This is a genomic window from Actinoplanes sp. NPDC049598 (assembly GCF_040675435.1).
In the GTDB taxonomy this organism is placed as follows: Bacteria; Actinomycetota; Actinomycetes; order Mycobacteriales; family Micromonosporaceae; genus Actinoplanes.
The window spans coordinates 208,771-222,766 of record NZ_JBFAOX010000014.1 but is presented as its reverse complement, the minus strand read 5'-3'; the positions used below and the strand labels follow the sequence as shown (position 1 = coordinate 222,766).

At 71.0% G+C, this 13,996-nt stretch carries 11 protein-coding genes; 2 read left to right on the top strand and 9 right to left on the bottom strand.

Annotated elements, in window-relative coordinates; genetic code table 11:
- Positions 1 to 130 precede the first annotated feature (130 nt).
- Positions 131 to 3,661, top strand: coding sequence for a S8 family serine peptidase (locus AB0J66_RS30060; RefSeq protein WP_364667589.1), 3,531 nt, complete (start codon positions 131 to 133; stop codon positions 3,659 to 3,661).
- Positions 3,662 to 3,706: 45 nt separating this feature from the next.
- On the opposite strand, the gene AB0J66_RS30055 is transcribed toward AB0J66_RS30060, so the two are convergent.
- From AB0J66_RS30055 to AB0J66_RS30015, 9 genes are all read right to left on the bottom strand, one after another.
- Positions 3,707 to 5,209 (bottom strand): acyl-CoA dehydrogenase family protein, encoded by a 1,503-nt coding sequence (locus tag AB0J66_RS30055; RefSeq protein WP_364667726.1) that lies wholly within the window; start codon positions 5,207 to 5,209, stop codon positions 3,707 to 3,709.
- Positions 5,210 to 5,726: 517 nt separating this feature from the next.
- Positions 5,727 to 6,296: a GAF domain-containing protein gene (locus AB0J66_RS30050; protein WP_364667586.1), complete on the bottom strand. Its 570-nt coding sequence runs from the start codon at positions 6,294 to 6,296 to the stop codon at positions 5,727 to 5,729.
- Positions 6,293 to 6,868: an ATP/GTP-binding protein gene (locus AB0J66_RS30045; protein WP_364667583.1), complete on the bottom strand. Its 576-nt coding sequence runs from the start codon at positions 6,866 to 6,868 to the stop codon at positions 6,293 to 6,295. Before AB0J66_RS30045 ends, AB0J66_RS30050 begins: the two co-directional genes overlap by 4 nt.
- Positions 6,846 to 7,220, bottom strand: coding sequence for a DUF742 domain-containing protein (locus tag AB0J66_RS30040; RefSeq protein WP_364667580.1), 375 nt, complete (start codon positions 7,218 to 7,220; stop codon positions 6,846 to 6,848). The genes AB0J66_RS30045 and AB0J66_RS30040 overlap by 23 nt, the downstream gene beginning before the upstream one ends.
- On the bottom strand, positions 7,217 to 7,651 hold the full coding sequence (locus AB0J66_RS30035; RefSeq protein WP_364667578.1) for a roadblock/LC7 domain-containing protein: 435 nt from the start codon (positions 7,649 to 7,651) through the stop codon (positions 7,217 to 7,219). Before AB0J66_RS30035 ends, AB0J66_RS30040 begins: the two co-directional genes overlap by 4 nt.
- A 34-nt stretch (positions 7,652 to 7,685) precedes the next feature.
- On the bottom strand, positions 7,686 to 9,182 hold the full coding sequence (locus tag AB0J66_RS30030) for an ATP-binding protein (RefSeq protein WP_364667576.1): 1,497 nt from the start codon (positions 9,180 to 9,182) through the stop codon (positions 7,686 to 7,688).
- A gap of 355 nt (positions 9,183 to 9,537) precedes the next feature.
- Positions 9,538 to 9,930 carry a PPOX class F420-dependent oxidoreductase gene (locus tag AB0J66_RS30025; protein WP_364667573.1) on the bottom strand — a complete coding sequence of 131 codons (393 nt, stop codon included), beginning with the start codon at positions 9,928 to 9,930 and terminating at the stop codon, positions 9,538 to 9,540.
- Positions 9,931 to 9,984: 54 nt separating this feature from the next.
- The gene (locus AB0J66_RS30020) at positions 9,985 to 10,605 is read right to left on the bottom strand and encodes a TetR/AcrR family transcriptional regulator (RefSeq protein WP_364667571.1); all 621 of its coding nucleotides are present in this window, start codon (positions 10,603 to 10,605) and stop codon (positions 9,985 to 9,987) included.
- Between the two features lie 63 nt (positions 10,606 to 10,668).
- Entirely contained in the window at positions 10,669 to 11,826 is a 1,158-nt protein-coding gene (locus AB0J66_RS30015; protein ID WP_364667568.1) for an LCP family protein, read from the bottom strand.
- Positions 11,827 to 12,008: 182 nt separating this feature from the next.
- On the opposite strand from AB0J66_RS30015, the gene AB0J66_RS30010 reads away from it, so the two are divergent.
- Entirely contained in the window at positions 12,009 to 13,982 is a 1,974-nt protein-coding gene (locus AB0J66_RS30010; RefSeq protein WP_364667565.1) for a polysaccharide deacetylase family protein, read from the top strand.
- The last annotated feature ends 14 nt before the right edge of the window (positions 13,983 to 13,996 follow it).

Below are 13,996 nucleotides of genomic sequence, written 5' to 3'. Positions count from 1 at the left end.
CCCGGGATTGGTCGCGATGCCGGCGTTGGCGCGAAGGCGACATGGCGCATATCCGCCAAGTTCGATCGTCAAAGCCGGCGGGCCGGGGAGCCATGATCATCGATCATCGTTTGATCGAAGGGGATGAGCTTTGTCTCTCCGTGACCAGCGCCCCGGACGCCTCGGGGCCGTCCTCGCCGTCGCGCTCATCGGCACCGCGGCGTTCGCGCCGCCGGCCGGCGCGAGCGAGGGCGGCGCCGTTCCGCCGGAAACCGTCCGCACCGTCACCCTGATCACCGGCGATCGGGTCACGATGGGGTCGTCGACCGTGCGGGTCGAGGGCCCGGAAGGTGCTGCCGTCAGCTACACGCGGCGGACCGAGAACGGCTCCACCTACATCTACCCCGACGACGCCATGCCGTACGTCGTCAAGGGTCTGCTCGACAAGCGGCTGTTCAACGTCACCGGCCTCATCGCCGACGGCTACGACGACGCGCGTACCCGCAACCTCCCCCTGATCGTCAAGTACAAGGACCGGGCGAGCCTGGCCCGGCGGGCCCCGCTGCCGGGCGCGACCGTCACCCGTACGCTCGAAAGCCTCGACGGCGCCGCGGTCGACCGCGACCGCACCGCCGCCGGCCGGTTCTGGACCACCCTGACCGGCGCCCCCGTCGAGCACGTCTGGCTCGACGGCAAGATGCACGGCGACCTCGCCCAGTCGACCGCGCAGATCGGCGCACCCCGGCTGTGGTCGGAGGGCGACGAGGGCAAGGGCGTCGACGTGGCCGTCCTCGACAGCGGCCTCGACATCGAGCACCCCGACTTCGCGGGGCAGGTCGAGGCGTCGGCGTCGTTCGTCCCGGACGAGGACGTGACCGACTACTTCGGGCACGGCACGCACGTCGCCTCCACCATCGCGGGCACCGGGGCCGCCTCGGACGGCGCCGAGAAGGGCGTCGCCGCCGGCGCCCGCCTGCACATCGGCAAGGTCCTCGACCGCGACAACAGCGGTCAGGAGTCGTGGATCATCGCCGGCATGGAGTGGGCGGCCCGCGAGCAGCACAGCCGCGTCATCAACATGAGCCTCGGCTACCAGGGCGGCGACGCCCACGACCCGGTGAGCACGGCCGTGAACGAGCTGAGCGCGGAGACCGGGGCGCTGTTCGTGATCGCCGCCGGCAACAGCGGCCCGGCCGCCATCGGCTCGCCCGGCAACGCCGACTCGGCCCTGACCGTCGGCGCCGTCGACGCGGAGGACCACCTGGCGAGCTTCTCGAGCCAGGGCCCCCGTAACGTCGACGCCGGCCTCAAGCCCGAGATCACCGGGCCGGGTGTCGACATCCTGGCCGCCCGCTCGCACTGGGCGCCCGGTGAGGGTTCGTACCAAGTGATGAGCGGCACCTCGATGGCCACGCCGCACGTCACCGGCGCCGCCGCGCTGGTCGCCGCCGCGCACCCGGACTGGAACGGGCAGCAGATCAAGCAGGCGCTGGTGGGCTCGGCCCACGCCACCCCGGAGTACACCCCGTATCAGGCCGGAGCCGGCCGGGTGGACGCCTACGCCGCCGCGCACGCCTCGGTCCTCGCGACCGTCACCGCGTACTCGGGCTTCTACACCTGGGGAACCGAACCGGCGAGCAAGACCGAGACCATCTCCTACAGCAACGACGGGGACGCGCCGGTCAGCCTCAAGCTCGCGGTGGACATCGCCGCGCCGGCCGGGGCGTTCACGCTCGACCGGGACACGGTCACCGTGCCCGCCCATGGAACGGCGACCGCCGCCCTGACCGTGAAGCCGCCGCTGGTGCCGGTCGACAGCAAGCTCAGCGGCCTGCTCACCGCCTCCGGCCCCTCCGGGGCGGTTCTGGCCCGTACGCTCATCGGCGCGGGCCGGGAGGGTGAGCGCCACGACCTGACCGTGGTCGTCAAGGACCGGGACGGCCGGCCGGCCGCGGGCCGCTTCGTTCAGTTCCTGGACCGGGCCGGCGTCTCCGGATTCCTCGAGCTCGACGACCAGGGCCGGACCACCGTGCGGCTGCCGGTCGGCTCGTACTCGGGGGTGTCGCAGGCCGACGTCCGCGGCACGCACGGCCCGCGCTCCAAGGGGTGGGCGCTGCTCGCCTTCAACGACGTGCAGCTCGACCGCGACCGCACGGTGGTGCTCGACGCCCGTCAGGCCCGGCCGGTCACCGTGCGGGTGCCGCAGGAGACCGCTCGCGGCGAGGTGCGGGTCGACGTCCACCGCGGGTGGGGCGACAACTCCCTGCAGACCAGCTCGCTGATCGACGAGACGTACGACAGCGTCTGGGCCCTGCCCACGGGCCGCAAGGCCACCGACGGCGAGTTCGAGTTCGGCGTGCGGACCCGGCTCGAGCAGCCGGCGCTGACCGTGACCGGCCAGGACGTCCGGGTCGAACGGTCCACGCCGCCGCTGCCGCAGGGCCGCTACACCCTGCCGGTGAGCACGTCGCCCCGGCGGGGCGCGGCTCAGATCGTCCGGAACACCGGTGACATCGCCGGGCAGGCCGCCGTCGCCGCCAAGGCCGGCGTCAAGGTGCTGCTGGTCGTCAACGACGGGGTGGGCCGGCTCGCGCCGTGGCCTGTCGAGAACCCGTTCGGTCCCGACGTGCCGGCCCCGGTCACCGTGGCCACCCTCGGCGCCGACGAAGGCGGGGCCTTGCTCGCCGCCGCGCAACGCCGCCCGACGACGATCGGCGTCACCTCCAACCCGCGGACCGGCTACCTCTACGACGTCGTGCACCATTGGACCGGCGCCGTGCCGGCCGACCCGTCGTTCCGGTCCGGCCCGGCCGACCTGGCCCGCGTGCAGGTCGCCTTCCGCCACGACCGGCCGGCCAAGGCGCTGGAGTTCCGCAGCGACCTGTGGCGCGGCAACTGGACCGGGATCAACCCGACGCCGGCGCCGGCGCAGGGCACCCGCACCGACTGGGTGACGGCGGGCACGGCCTGGCGCGACGAGGCGTCCCTGCCGGGGGAGATGGTCCAGCGCCCCATCGAGCCGGCCACCTACCGGGCCGGGCACACCGGCCGGACGAGCTGGTTCGGCCCGATCCTGCGCCCGCGCATGGGGGCGCCCGACTTCCTGCCCCAGCGGGAGCAGGACGCGATGCACGTGCCGGTGCCCGGCTGGGGCGCGAGCGGCGCGGGGTACATCGGATCGAGCGTGTACAACCTCGACGTCGCCAACCACGCGACCCTCTACCTGGGCGACAAGGTGATCGGCGAGGACGACTTCGAGTACATGAACGCCTACGAACTGCCCGCCACCGCGCAGCGGTACCGGCTGGTGGCCGACAACGATCGCGGCGACTGGGCGGGCACGTACTCGACGCACACCCGTACCGAATGGGTCTTCACGTCCGCCGCGGGCTCGGCGACCCTCCCTCTCCTCCAGCTCGACTACGACGTTCCGCTGGACGAGGCGGGCCGGGCCGCCCGCACCGCCAAGGTGGCCGTGACCCCGCATCAGTTGCCGGGGGTGACGGCGACGGCCGGCCGGGTCGAGGTCGAGGTCTCGTACGACGACGGCCGCACCTGGCATGTGGGCGCCGCCCTGAAGGCGCCGCGGTCGGCGGCCTACGTGTCGCTGCGGGTCTCGGCCCGCGACAGCGCCGGCAACACCGTGCGGCAGGAGATCACCCGCGCCTTCGGGCTGCGCTGATCGATCGGCGGCCCGGCGTCCCTCAGGCGCCGGGCCGCCGCCGGCTCAGCGGAGCAGCGGGTCTGAGCACCACTCCTCGGCGGGCCAGCGGCGCTGGTCGACGTCGCCGATGAGGTGGGCGTAGCCGGCGACGTGGTCGTCGAACTCGGCCCGGGTGGGCAGCTCCCGGTGGGGGCCGTGGGCCCGGCGGAGTCGTTGCTCCAGCTGGTGCTCGGCCCAGGAGGCGGTGTAGGCGTGCATGGCCGAGCGATGAGCGACTTCGCTCGTGACCATGGTCAGCAGGGTCCAGCACACCAGGTCGCCGACGACGGCGGCGTGGATGTGCTGGGCGGCGGCGTCGTCGGGACGATCGGCGCCGATCTCGGCGACCTGGTCGATCAGCCGGAGCACCGGCGCGGTCGGGCGCGCCTGGCGGACGAGCTTGGCGAACCGGTCCGGGTGCCGGACCAGCGTGGTGCCCAGGTACACCGTGATCGCCTCGGTCGAGCCCTCGAAGATCCGGAACAGCCGGTAATCGCGGAAGTGCTGGCCCACGGTGTTGGTGTCGAGGAAGCCCCGGGCGCCCAGCACCTGCAGGGCCGTGTCGATGGCGTTCCAGCCCAGCTCGCAGCCCAGGATCTTCGCGCAGAAATACCAGGCCTCGGGCACCTCCTGGCCGGTGTCCCGCCAGGTCGCTATGCGGGAAGTCAGTGTTTCCACCGCTTGGATAGCGGCGCCGGCCTCGGCCAGAATCTCCCGGATGCGACCGTTCTCGGCCAGCGAACCGGTGGCGATCTCGCGGCCGTTCGCAAATCTGCGGGCCAGTTCCAGAGAGCGCATGGCGGCGCCGGTCGCCATCGAGGCCAGAACCGCCCGGCCGCCCATGAAGGCCGCTTTGGCGGTCGCCAGGCCGTTTCCCTCGGCACCGAGAAGAGCCGAGGGGCCCACCCGCAGATTGTTGAAATGAAGGTCGTACTGGGGCACCGCGCGCAGGCCCAGGGTGAGCATTTCCGGACCGATTCCGAAACCGGGAGTGCGGCTGTCCACCATGAATCCGGTGATGCCCAGCGGGCGGCCGCGCTCATCGCGGAGTGCGGCGAAGATATTGACGTAGCGCGCGTCGCCGCCCAGCGAAATCCATTTCTTGGCGCCGTTGATCGTGTACGAGCCGTCCGGGTTCCGGGTGGCGCCGGTGGTCATGCCCCGGACGTGGGAGCCGATACCCGGTTCGCTGATCGCGCTGGTGGTCAGGGCTTGTCCCGAGGCCAGGCGGGGCAGCACGTGCCGCTTGACCTCGTCGGTCGCGGAGAGCGCGATCGGCGCCGCGCCGAGGGTGTTGTGGACCGCGCAGAAGATGGCGAGATTGGCGTCGATGGCGCCGAGTTGGGTGAAGACCTTGTTCATGTCGGTGTGCGACAGGTCCTGTCCACCCAGGGCCCGGGGAATCTGCAGGCCGAGAAGGCCCGCCTCGGCGAAATCCGCGATCATCGCCGGTGGCAGGGAGCGGCGCTCGTCCATCACCCGGGAATTGAGGAAATTCTGGGCGTACGCGCGCAGGAAGAGCAGCATCGTATTCACTGATGACGGCTCCGGCCGGTCCTTTGCCGCTGTCGGGAAAACGGCATCCGGAGTGCAGGCTCTGGTATCCATCATCCGCTCCTCGGGGATTCGATATTCGCCGGCGGGCACGACGAAGCGCCTCGCCGGATCGAATATCGCGGGCCGGTGCTGACGCTGCCCGGCCGAATGAGGGGGAATGGTTGCGGCGGGCGGCCATCCGATGCATGAACCGGCCGTTTAGGGTCTCGTGCGTTCGGTCTTCTCTATTCCCGACCGAACTCTACAGCGAGGGCTTCCGTTCCTCAACGGGGTCGCTCGCTCACCCTGAGTGATGATCTTGGTTGATGTCCTTGGCCGGTGCGGCGACGCCGGGGCTGGCCTGCTGCGGTGGCGTCGCCGGCCGACCGCGGGTGAACGCCCCTTTTCGCGATGTATGCGGACCGGCGGGCGTGCGCTGGCGAAGGCGGCGCTGTCGGCTGTGGCCGAGGTTCTGCCCCGAAAAAGTGATAAAGGCGGCGATGCCGGCTCAGACCTCACCCTCACGGGCATGGATCTGAGCGACCAGCTCCGCCGCGAGCGCCTTGATCGTCTCCAGGCCGGGCCGGCCCCAGGGCCGTGGTTCGACGTCGACCACGCACACCGTGCCGAGCGCCACGCCGGTCCGGTCGATCAGCGGAGCCCCCAGGTAGGACCGGATGCCGATCTCGTCCACGACCGGGTTGCCGGCGAACCGGGGATAGTCGCAGACATCGTCGAGCACCAGCGCCTTACGCCGGACCACGACATGCGGGCAGTACCCGTGCTCGCGCGAGAAGGTGCGACCGGCCAGGCCGGCGCGCAACGGCGCCGGGATGGTGCTGCCGGTGTACAAGCCGCCCAGGTACTGACGGTCCTCCTGGATGAAGTTCACCATCGCCAGCGGCGCCCTCGTGATGTCGCCGGCCCGGCGCGCGAACTCGTCGAGGTGCGGGTCCGCGTCGCGACCCAGCCCGAGCTCGGTCAGCCGGCGCATGCGTACGGGCACCTCCGGATCCGCCGGGGTGAGGGGATGGTGTCCGGACAGGTCGTAGATCATGCCGGGGCTCCGTTCGGTCATCGACGGGCTTGCTGGGCGAGCAGGTGCTGCATGAGGTTGATGAGCACGCCGGTGGCGGACCGCTGATCACGCGCGTCGCACAGGGCGATCGGGGTGTCCGGCTTCAGGTCGAGAGCGCTGCGGACGTCGTCCGACTCGTACCGGCAGGACCGGTCGAACTCGTTGACCGCGACCAGGAAGCCGATCCCGCGCGACTCGAAGAAGTCGACGGCCGGGAAGCAGTCCTCCAGCCGGCGGGTGTCGGCCAGCACGACCGCGCCCATCGCGCCGCTGGACAACTCGTCCCACATGAACCAGAAGCGCTCCTGCCCGGGAGTGCCGAACAGGTAGAGCACGTGATCCCGGCTGATTGTGATCCGGCCGAAATCCATCGCCACCGTGGTCGTGGACTTGCCCTCGACGCCGGTCAGCCGGTCCGTGCCCACGCTCGCGGTGGTGAGCAGCTCCTCGGTGTGCAGCGGCTCGATCTCGCTGACCGCGCCGACGAACGTCGTCTTCCCCACGCCGAACCCGCCCGCTATGAGGAGCTTGAGCGCGGACGGGAACCCGTCAGATCCGTCGTTCAAGAGCATTGAGGATGGTCTCCAATACCGCCAGGTTGGTGGAGTCGGCCATCGGGTCGGGGGCACGGGTGTCCACCACGCCCCAGTCCACCAGGTCGGAAAGCACGATCTTGGTGACGACCGCGGGCAGCCGAAGCCGCGCCGCGACCTCGGCCACCGTGGTGACGCTGCCGCAGAGCCCCAGCGCCTGAGCGTGCTCCGGTCCGAGCTGACCGTGCGGCGGGCGGCCGGTGGCGATCACCATCGACAGCAGCTCCATCCGGGTGGTCGGCTCGGTCCGGCCGTTGCTGACGGTGTACGGCCGGATGAGCCGTCCCGCGGCGTCGTCGAACCAGTGCTCGTCGGTGTCCAGGACGCTCACCGTCCGCGTACATCCAGGAACTCGGGCTGATGCCGGGCCGGCGTCGACAGGTAGGGCCGGACGCTCTTGACCAGCTGGGCCATCTCGTAGCCGAGCACCCCCGGATCGGCCGCCTTCCCGGCCATCACCGCCAGCACCGCCCCGGAACCGGCCGCCGAGACGAACAACAACGACTCCTCCAGCTCGGCCACCACCTGCCGGACGCCGTCGCTGCCGTCGAACCGGGTGCCGGCGCTGCGGGCCAGCGAGAACAACCCCGACGCGACCGCGGCCAGGTGATCCGCGCCGTCGTCGTCGAGCCCGTGAGCGGCCTTGCGCAGCCCATCGGAGGACAGGAGCAGCGCGCTCTTCGTGTCCGGCACCCGGTCGATCAGGCCGGACAACAACCAGACCAGGTCCTGGGACGTACGGGTGGAATCGGTGCGCGACATCGAAGCCGTGCCTTTCTGGGTCGGGAGCCGCTGGTCAGCCAAGACGATCGGGGCCGGGCACGTCCGCCTCGGCTTGCGAGACGCCGCTCATGAACGACGCCATCAGGCCCGGGTGGTGCTCACCGGCCGGATCCGTCACCGGGTCCGGCGGTCCGAGCTGCAGTTGCGGGGCCATGTGGGTCTGCCGGCGGCGGCGGGGGAGCGGGGGCCGCGACGGCGTGGCTCCTGCCGGCTGATCGGGAACGGTCGCGACGGCGATCGGCCCGAGCTCGACGTTCTCCCGCCCCGCGCGCGGTAGCAGCACGGTCTCCGCGGCCGTCGGCGCGACGACCGGCCGGGTGATCTCGGTGGGTTCCTCGGCGCGACCCGGCGCCCGGACCGGCCTTTCCCGCTCGAGGAATCGGCTCCGCTGTTCCCGCTCGGGGAACGGGCTCTGGTGCTCCCGTACGGGGAACGGGCTCTGGTGTTCCCGCGCGGGGAACCGGCTTTGCTGCGGGACGCGGCGCTCGAGCGGGGGCCGCGGCGCGACCTCGAGCCGCTCCTCCGGCGCGGGCAGGCTCTGCGGGAGCGGCGCGGCCGGTGCGGACTCGATCGCCGAGCCGAGCAGCAGCGGCGGCAGGATGATCACGGCCTGCGTACCGCCGTAGATGTTGGTCTGCAGCTGCACGACGATGCTGTGCTGCCGGGCGATCATCGAGACCACGTACAGCCCGATCCGCCCGTCCCGCAGCAGGTCGTCGAGGTTGGTGTCGTCGGGGTTGAGCAGCAGCTGGTTGACCCGCTCGAGGTCGGCGCGCTGCAGGCCGAGCCCGCGGTCCTCGACCTCGATGGCCATCCCGGCCGCGACCGGCTGCGCGCGCAGCAGCACCTGGGTGTGCGGCGGCGCGAACATCGTCGCGTTCTCGATCAGCTCGGCGATCAGGTGGATGACGCTGGCCACGGCGTGCCCGGGCAGGGTGCCCTCGATCGGCGGCACCAGCTTGACCCGGGAGTAATGCTCGACCTCGGCCACCGCGGACCGCAGCACCTCGGTCAGCGCGACCGGCCGGCTCCACTGCCGGCGCGACACCGAGCCGCCCAGCACCGCCAGGTTCTCCGCGTGCCGCCGGATCCGGGTCGCCAGGTGGTCGACCTGGAAGAGGCCCTTGAGAAGGTCGGGATCCTCGACCTCGTTCTCGAGCCCGTCGAGCAGTTTGATCTCCCGGTGCACCAGCGACTGCAGCCGCCGGGACAGGTTGACGAAGACCTCGACGTGCCGGTCGTCGGTCGCCGGCGTCCGAGCGCTCTCCGTGATCCGCGTGCGGGCCTGCCGGAGCTGCTCGGTGAGCTGGTCGATCTCGGCCCGGGCCGAGGCCAGCGCGGACTGGGTGTCGGCGAGCGCGGACAGGGTCTCGGCGGGCGCGGAACGGGACTCGGCGGCGGGGACGCGCGGCCCGCTCGACCGGGAGCCGAAGCGCCGGGCGGCCCAGACCACGAACAGGATCGCGCCCAGCACCGCGGCCGCGGCCGTGAGATAAGGAATGGCGACCATGAGCATCCTTGTTTTTTTGATGATGCGGCAATGTCCGGTCGGTGCGGAAGGCATTCACTGTAAAGGGCGGCGCATGCGTGGCCAAGGCCGAAATCGTGCCCGGCATCTATCCGGTGAATCGGCCGAGCTCGATGCCGATTCCTATCATCTAAATGGGTGAATTGATCACTACGGAAGGTTTGAGCTGGGGTTAAGGTATCGACGGCCGCCATCCGCACCCGGTGACCCGGTCCCGAGTGGGGCGTTTGTACGACGAAGCCGCCCGGGCGAAATTCTACCCGGACGGCTTATCTATTCTATTGTTGTGCCGGCTGGCCCGTAACCGATTGGCAGCTCGTTCGTTTTCAGTGAACGCTCACCGGCCCGGGCTGTGCAGCCGGTCGACCTTGATGGTGAGCAGAACGCGTTTCTGGTCCGAGCCGCCGAAGCCGGGGTAGGGACGCCCGAGATACTTCTGCGACAGCGCGTTGATGTGCTCACCGGCGTCGGGGGTCGCCGAGACCACGCTGCCGCGGGCGGCCCAGGACCGCGACGGCTGGGCCGGGTCGCTGATGCCGACGGCCACCCGCTGGTCCCGCCCGATGTTGCGGGTCTTCTGGTGGGTCTCGACGGTGTTGATCAGGATGTGCTCGCCGTCCGTGTCCACCCAGGTCTGGCTGATCTGCGGCGATCCGTCCGGCATGAGGGTGGTCAGGAAGCAGGTCGCCCTCGAGCGGAGCACGTCGACCAATTCCGGTGGCAAAGACATGATGCGGTACGCCAACTTTCGCTCGTCGTCGTTCTTTCGCTTGCCGTCGTTCTTTCACTTGCCGTCGTTGTAGAGCCGCTCGACCACCTCGTCGCCGGGCGCGTCGCCGGGCAGCCTCGCGTGCCGCAGGCCGGCCAGCCCGACCGCGAGCGCCCGCCGCCACAGATCCGGCGCGATCTCCCGGGAGGCGTCCAGAACGCTGCCCACCATGACGTGCACGGCCACGAAATCGCCCGGCGTCACCCCCGCCGGCAGCCGGCCGGCGGCGACAGCCCGGCCGATCAGGCCGGCGACCAGCGGGGTCATGCGCAGGCGGGCCCGCCGGACCAGTTCCGACGGGCCTCCGTGGCCACGCAGCAGCTCACCGAGGCCCCGGTTCGCCGCTTCCAGCTCGAGCTGCCGCTCGAGGAACCGGCACAGCCCCGCGAACGCGTCCGGGTCGCCCGACGCCTCCTCGGCGAAGCCGACCACCGTGTCGACGTGCTCGCTGAACAGCGCGGTCACGAGGTCCCGGCGGTCCGGGAACCGCCGGTAGATCGTGCCCATCCCCATGCCGGCGGCCCGGGCGATGTCCTCGTACGACACGGACAGCCCGTCGCGGGCCATGAGCTCGCGCGCCGTGTCGAGCAGAACGCGCCGGTTGCGTTCGGCGTCACGCCGCAGCGAGGTTGTCACCCCTTGATCAAACCAAGTGGAACCCGGATTCTCAAGTTGAAGAGAGATTCCACTTCGTTGTATTCAGCCGGCTATCCAGGTGGGGTGGGTCTGCACGAAGGCGTCCAGCGTGTCGGTCTTGGCGGCTTTGAACATGGCGAGGCTGTCCGCGGTGAGACCCTCGGCCGAGCCGACGCCGCGCGGGGCCTGGACGGGATCGAAGCGGCCGGCGTTGGTCTTCAGGGTGACGATGCCGTCCGGGTTGATGTTCTTCATGCCGAAGGCCCAGTCCTCCAGCGAGATGCCCTGCTGGAAGACGGTCATCGCCTGGCCGACGGCGGTGAGCAGGCTCGGCAACTTGGTCGGCGAGTCCAGGCCCTCGCTCACCGTGCTCTTCAGGATGGCCTTGAGCAGCTGCTGCTGGTGCCGCTGGCGGCCGTAGTCGCCGTCCTTCTTGGCGAGCAGGTCACGCTGGCGGGCGAAGTCGAGCGCCTCGGCCGGGGTGAAGCAGTGGTTGCCGACCAGGTACTTGTTGGGCGTGACGCCGGGGACGTGGTGCTGGATGATGCCGGCGCCGTTGGTGACGTACGGCACCGCCTGCTTGCCGTCGGCGGTGTGGCCGACGTGGATCGAGGTGACGTTCTCGTCGACGTACATGCAGACCTTCCCGAGGATCTGCATGATCTGCGTGAAGCCGGCGTAGTTGACCACTGCCTCGGCGTCGGGCGTGATGCCGAACTGCCGCTCGATCGTCTCGGTGAGCAACGTCATGCCGTGCGTGATGGCCTCGTCCCCGTCGAGCTGCATGCTGCCGAACGCGAACGCTGAATTGATCTTGTCGTGGTGTTCGCTGGTCCTGTACTTGCCGTTGTCGTACTTCGGGATGTCGACCAGGGTGTCGCGGGGGATGGAGAGCATGTACGCGTGCTGATGGTCGGCCGCGACGTGCAGGATGATGATCGAGTCGGTGTGGCTCGCCTCGTGCGTCGCCGACCAGCTGGGCCGGGTGTCGAGGCTGGCCAGCAGGATGTTCTTGGCCCCCTTGATCTCGGCGTGCTTGGCCGGGGCGGCGGCCGAGCCGGCCAGTTGATGGTCGGGGATCGCGTCGTTGACCTTGTGCTCCGCGGTCTTGGCGACCGCGGTCACGCCGATGCTGACGGCCATCAAGGTGGCACCTAGCGAGAGCGAGATCCGCGCCCAGAGCGGCGACTTGCGCCGCTTCTTCCGAGGCTCATTCGACACGGGTGATCCCTTCTCCAGCTGACTTGATCACGTTAGCCCGCCCCGCCAAGCGCGCCTGTTTAGGCATCCATCGACCTGGTTGGGGTGTTCGTCGAAGAGTGCTAGCGTCGCCCGCTGCAGATGATCTACGTCGCCGGTGGCCGCCCGGCACGTGGACCGCGTCGCCGAAGCGGAGGTGCCTGATGCCCGTCGAACCCACCCCAGCCGAGCCGGCCACCACCCCGGCCGACGAGCCCACCGCCCCGCTCAAGCCGCTCCCGCCCGACGAGCCCACCGCGCCGATCGAGCCGGTCCAGGCGGCCGAGCCGTCTGACGAGCCCACCGCCCTGATTGAGCCGGCCCAGGCGGCGCAACCGGCCGACGAGCCGACTGCTCCGATCGAGTCGGTCCCGGCAGCTGGGTCGAGTGGCGAGCCGACCGCCCCGATCGGGCCGGCCCAGGCGGCGCAACCGGCCGACGAGCCGACCGCTCCGATCGGGCCGGCGCCGGCGGCCGAGCCGTCTGACGAGCCCACCGCCTCGATCGGGCCGGCCCAGGCGGCGCAACCGGCCGACGAGCCGACTGCTCCGATCGAGTCGGTCCCGGCAGCTGGGTCGGGTGGCGAGCCCATCGCCCCGATCGAGTCGGCCTCGCCAGCCGAGCCGGCTGACGAGCCCACTGCTCGGGTCGAACCCGTCGGCGCTTCCACCGCAACCGCACCAATGGATGAACCGGACGAATCAACGACGGTGGTGCCGTCGGTCGCGGCTTCGGAAGAGGCGACGGTGGCTCTACCGGCCGGGGCCGAAGCGACGGCGATCGACGCGGACGGGGCGACGGCTACCGAGCCGGACGAAGCCACGGTAGCCATGCCGGCCGCGCGGCCGGAGGAAGGCACGGAGGCCCGGCCGGCTGTCGCAATGTCGGAGGGAGCCACGGAGGCGCTGCCGACTGTCGCGGTGCCGGAGGGCGCGGTGGCCTTGCCGGCTGGGCGGCCGCAGGGAGCCACGGAGGCCCTACCGACTGTTGCGGTACCGGAGGACGCCACGGTGGCACTGCCGACTGCTGCGGTGCCGGAGGAGGCCACGGTGGCCGTGCCGGCTGCGCGGCCAGAGGGAGCCACGGAGGCCCTGCCGACTGTTGCGGTGCCGGAGGGCGCCACGGTGGCCATTTCGGCCTCGACCGTCTCGGGTGAGGCCACGGTTGCCATGCCGGTCAACGCGGCGCGCGAGGCGATCGGCGCCGGGCCGTCCGGGACAGCGGGGGCCCAGAAGCCCGTGGGGACGGCGGCGGAGAAGCCCGGGGAAGCGACCGTGCTGCTTCCCAGCGCGGCACCCCCGGTCGGCGCGCCGGCGCGAGCCGGGCTGACGCGGCGGCAGATGCTTCTCGGGCTGTCCGGCGTGGCGGGAGTGGCTGTGGTGGGCGGGGTCGTCGCCGTTCATGCGGCGAGCGGGTCCGGTGGCCAGCCGGCTCAGGTTGCGCCTGCCTCGCCGGCCGTGACCAGGCCGCGTACGCCTGAGGCCACGACCGTCGCCGTGCCGCCGGCGCCAGCGCAGCACAAGGCGATTTCCACGCTCACCCAGTATCGGCAGGCGATCGGAGCGCCTGCCTTTCCGGCCGACGCGATCGCGCTGACCATCGATGACGGGCCGCACCCGGTGTGGACGCCGAAGATTCTCAAGCTGCTCGACCAGTACGACGTGCCGGCCGTGTTCTGCATGATCGGCAATCAGGTGCTGGGGCACGAGGCCGTCGCCAAGATGGTCACCGGGGCCGGGCATCAGCTGGCCAACCACACCTGGAGCCATCCCACGAAACTGGCGGGCCGCTCGGCGGCGCTGGTGCGCAAGGAGATCCTCAAGGCGCAGGGCAAGATCCAGGGCACTACGGGGTACGCCCCGACGCTGTTCCGCTCGCCCGGTGGTGACTGGTCGCCGCAGCTGCTGCATGAGGTCGCCCAGGCCGGGCTGCTCCCGCTGGACTGGACCGTCGACCCGCGGGACTGGTCCCGTCCGGGCGTCCCGGCGATCGAGCACCGCCTGATGGCCGCCAAGCCGGGGCAGATCCTGCTGTGTCACGACGGCGGCGGCGACCGCTCGCAGACGTACAAGGCCCTCAGCGTTGTCCTTCCCGCCCTCAAGGCGAAGGGCCTGCGGTTCGTCGCGCTGCAGAAGTGAGTGGCCCTGCGGAA

Excerpts from the sequence above, each read along its gene's own strand:
- AB0J66_RS30055 (WP_364667726.1), bottom strand. The coding sequence starts at position 5,209 with ATGCTGCTCTTCCTGCGCGCGTACGCCCAGAATTTCCTCAATTCCCGG.
- AB0J66_RS30050 (WP_364667586.1), bottom strand. The coding sequence starts at position 6,296 with ATGACCGAACGGAGCCCCGGCATGATCTACGACCTGTCCGGACACCAT.
- AB0J66_RS30045 (WP_364667583.1), bottom strand. The coding sequence starts at position 6,868 with ATGCTCTTGAACGACGGATCTGACGGGTTCCCGTCCGCGCTCAAGCTC.
- AB0J66_RS30035 (WP_364667578.1), bottom strand. The coding sequence starts at position 7,651 with ATGTCGCGCACCGATTCCACCCGTACGTCCCAGGACCTGGTCTGGTTG.
- AB0J66_RS30030 (WP_364667576.1), bottom strand. The coding sequence starts at position 9,182 with ATGGTCGCCATTCCTTATCTCACGGCCGCGGCCGCGGTGCTGGGCGCG.
- AB0J66_RS30025 (WP_364667573.1), bottom strand. The coding sequence starts at position 9,930 with ATGTCTTTGCCACCGGAATTGGTCGACGTGCTCCGCTCGAGGGCGACC.
- AB0J66_RS30010 (WP_364667565.1), top strand. The coding sequence starts at position 12,009 with ATGCCCGTCGAACCCACCCCAGCCGAGCCGGCCACCACCCCGGCCGAC.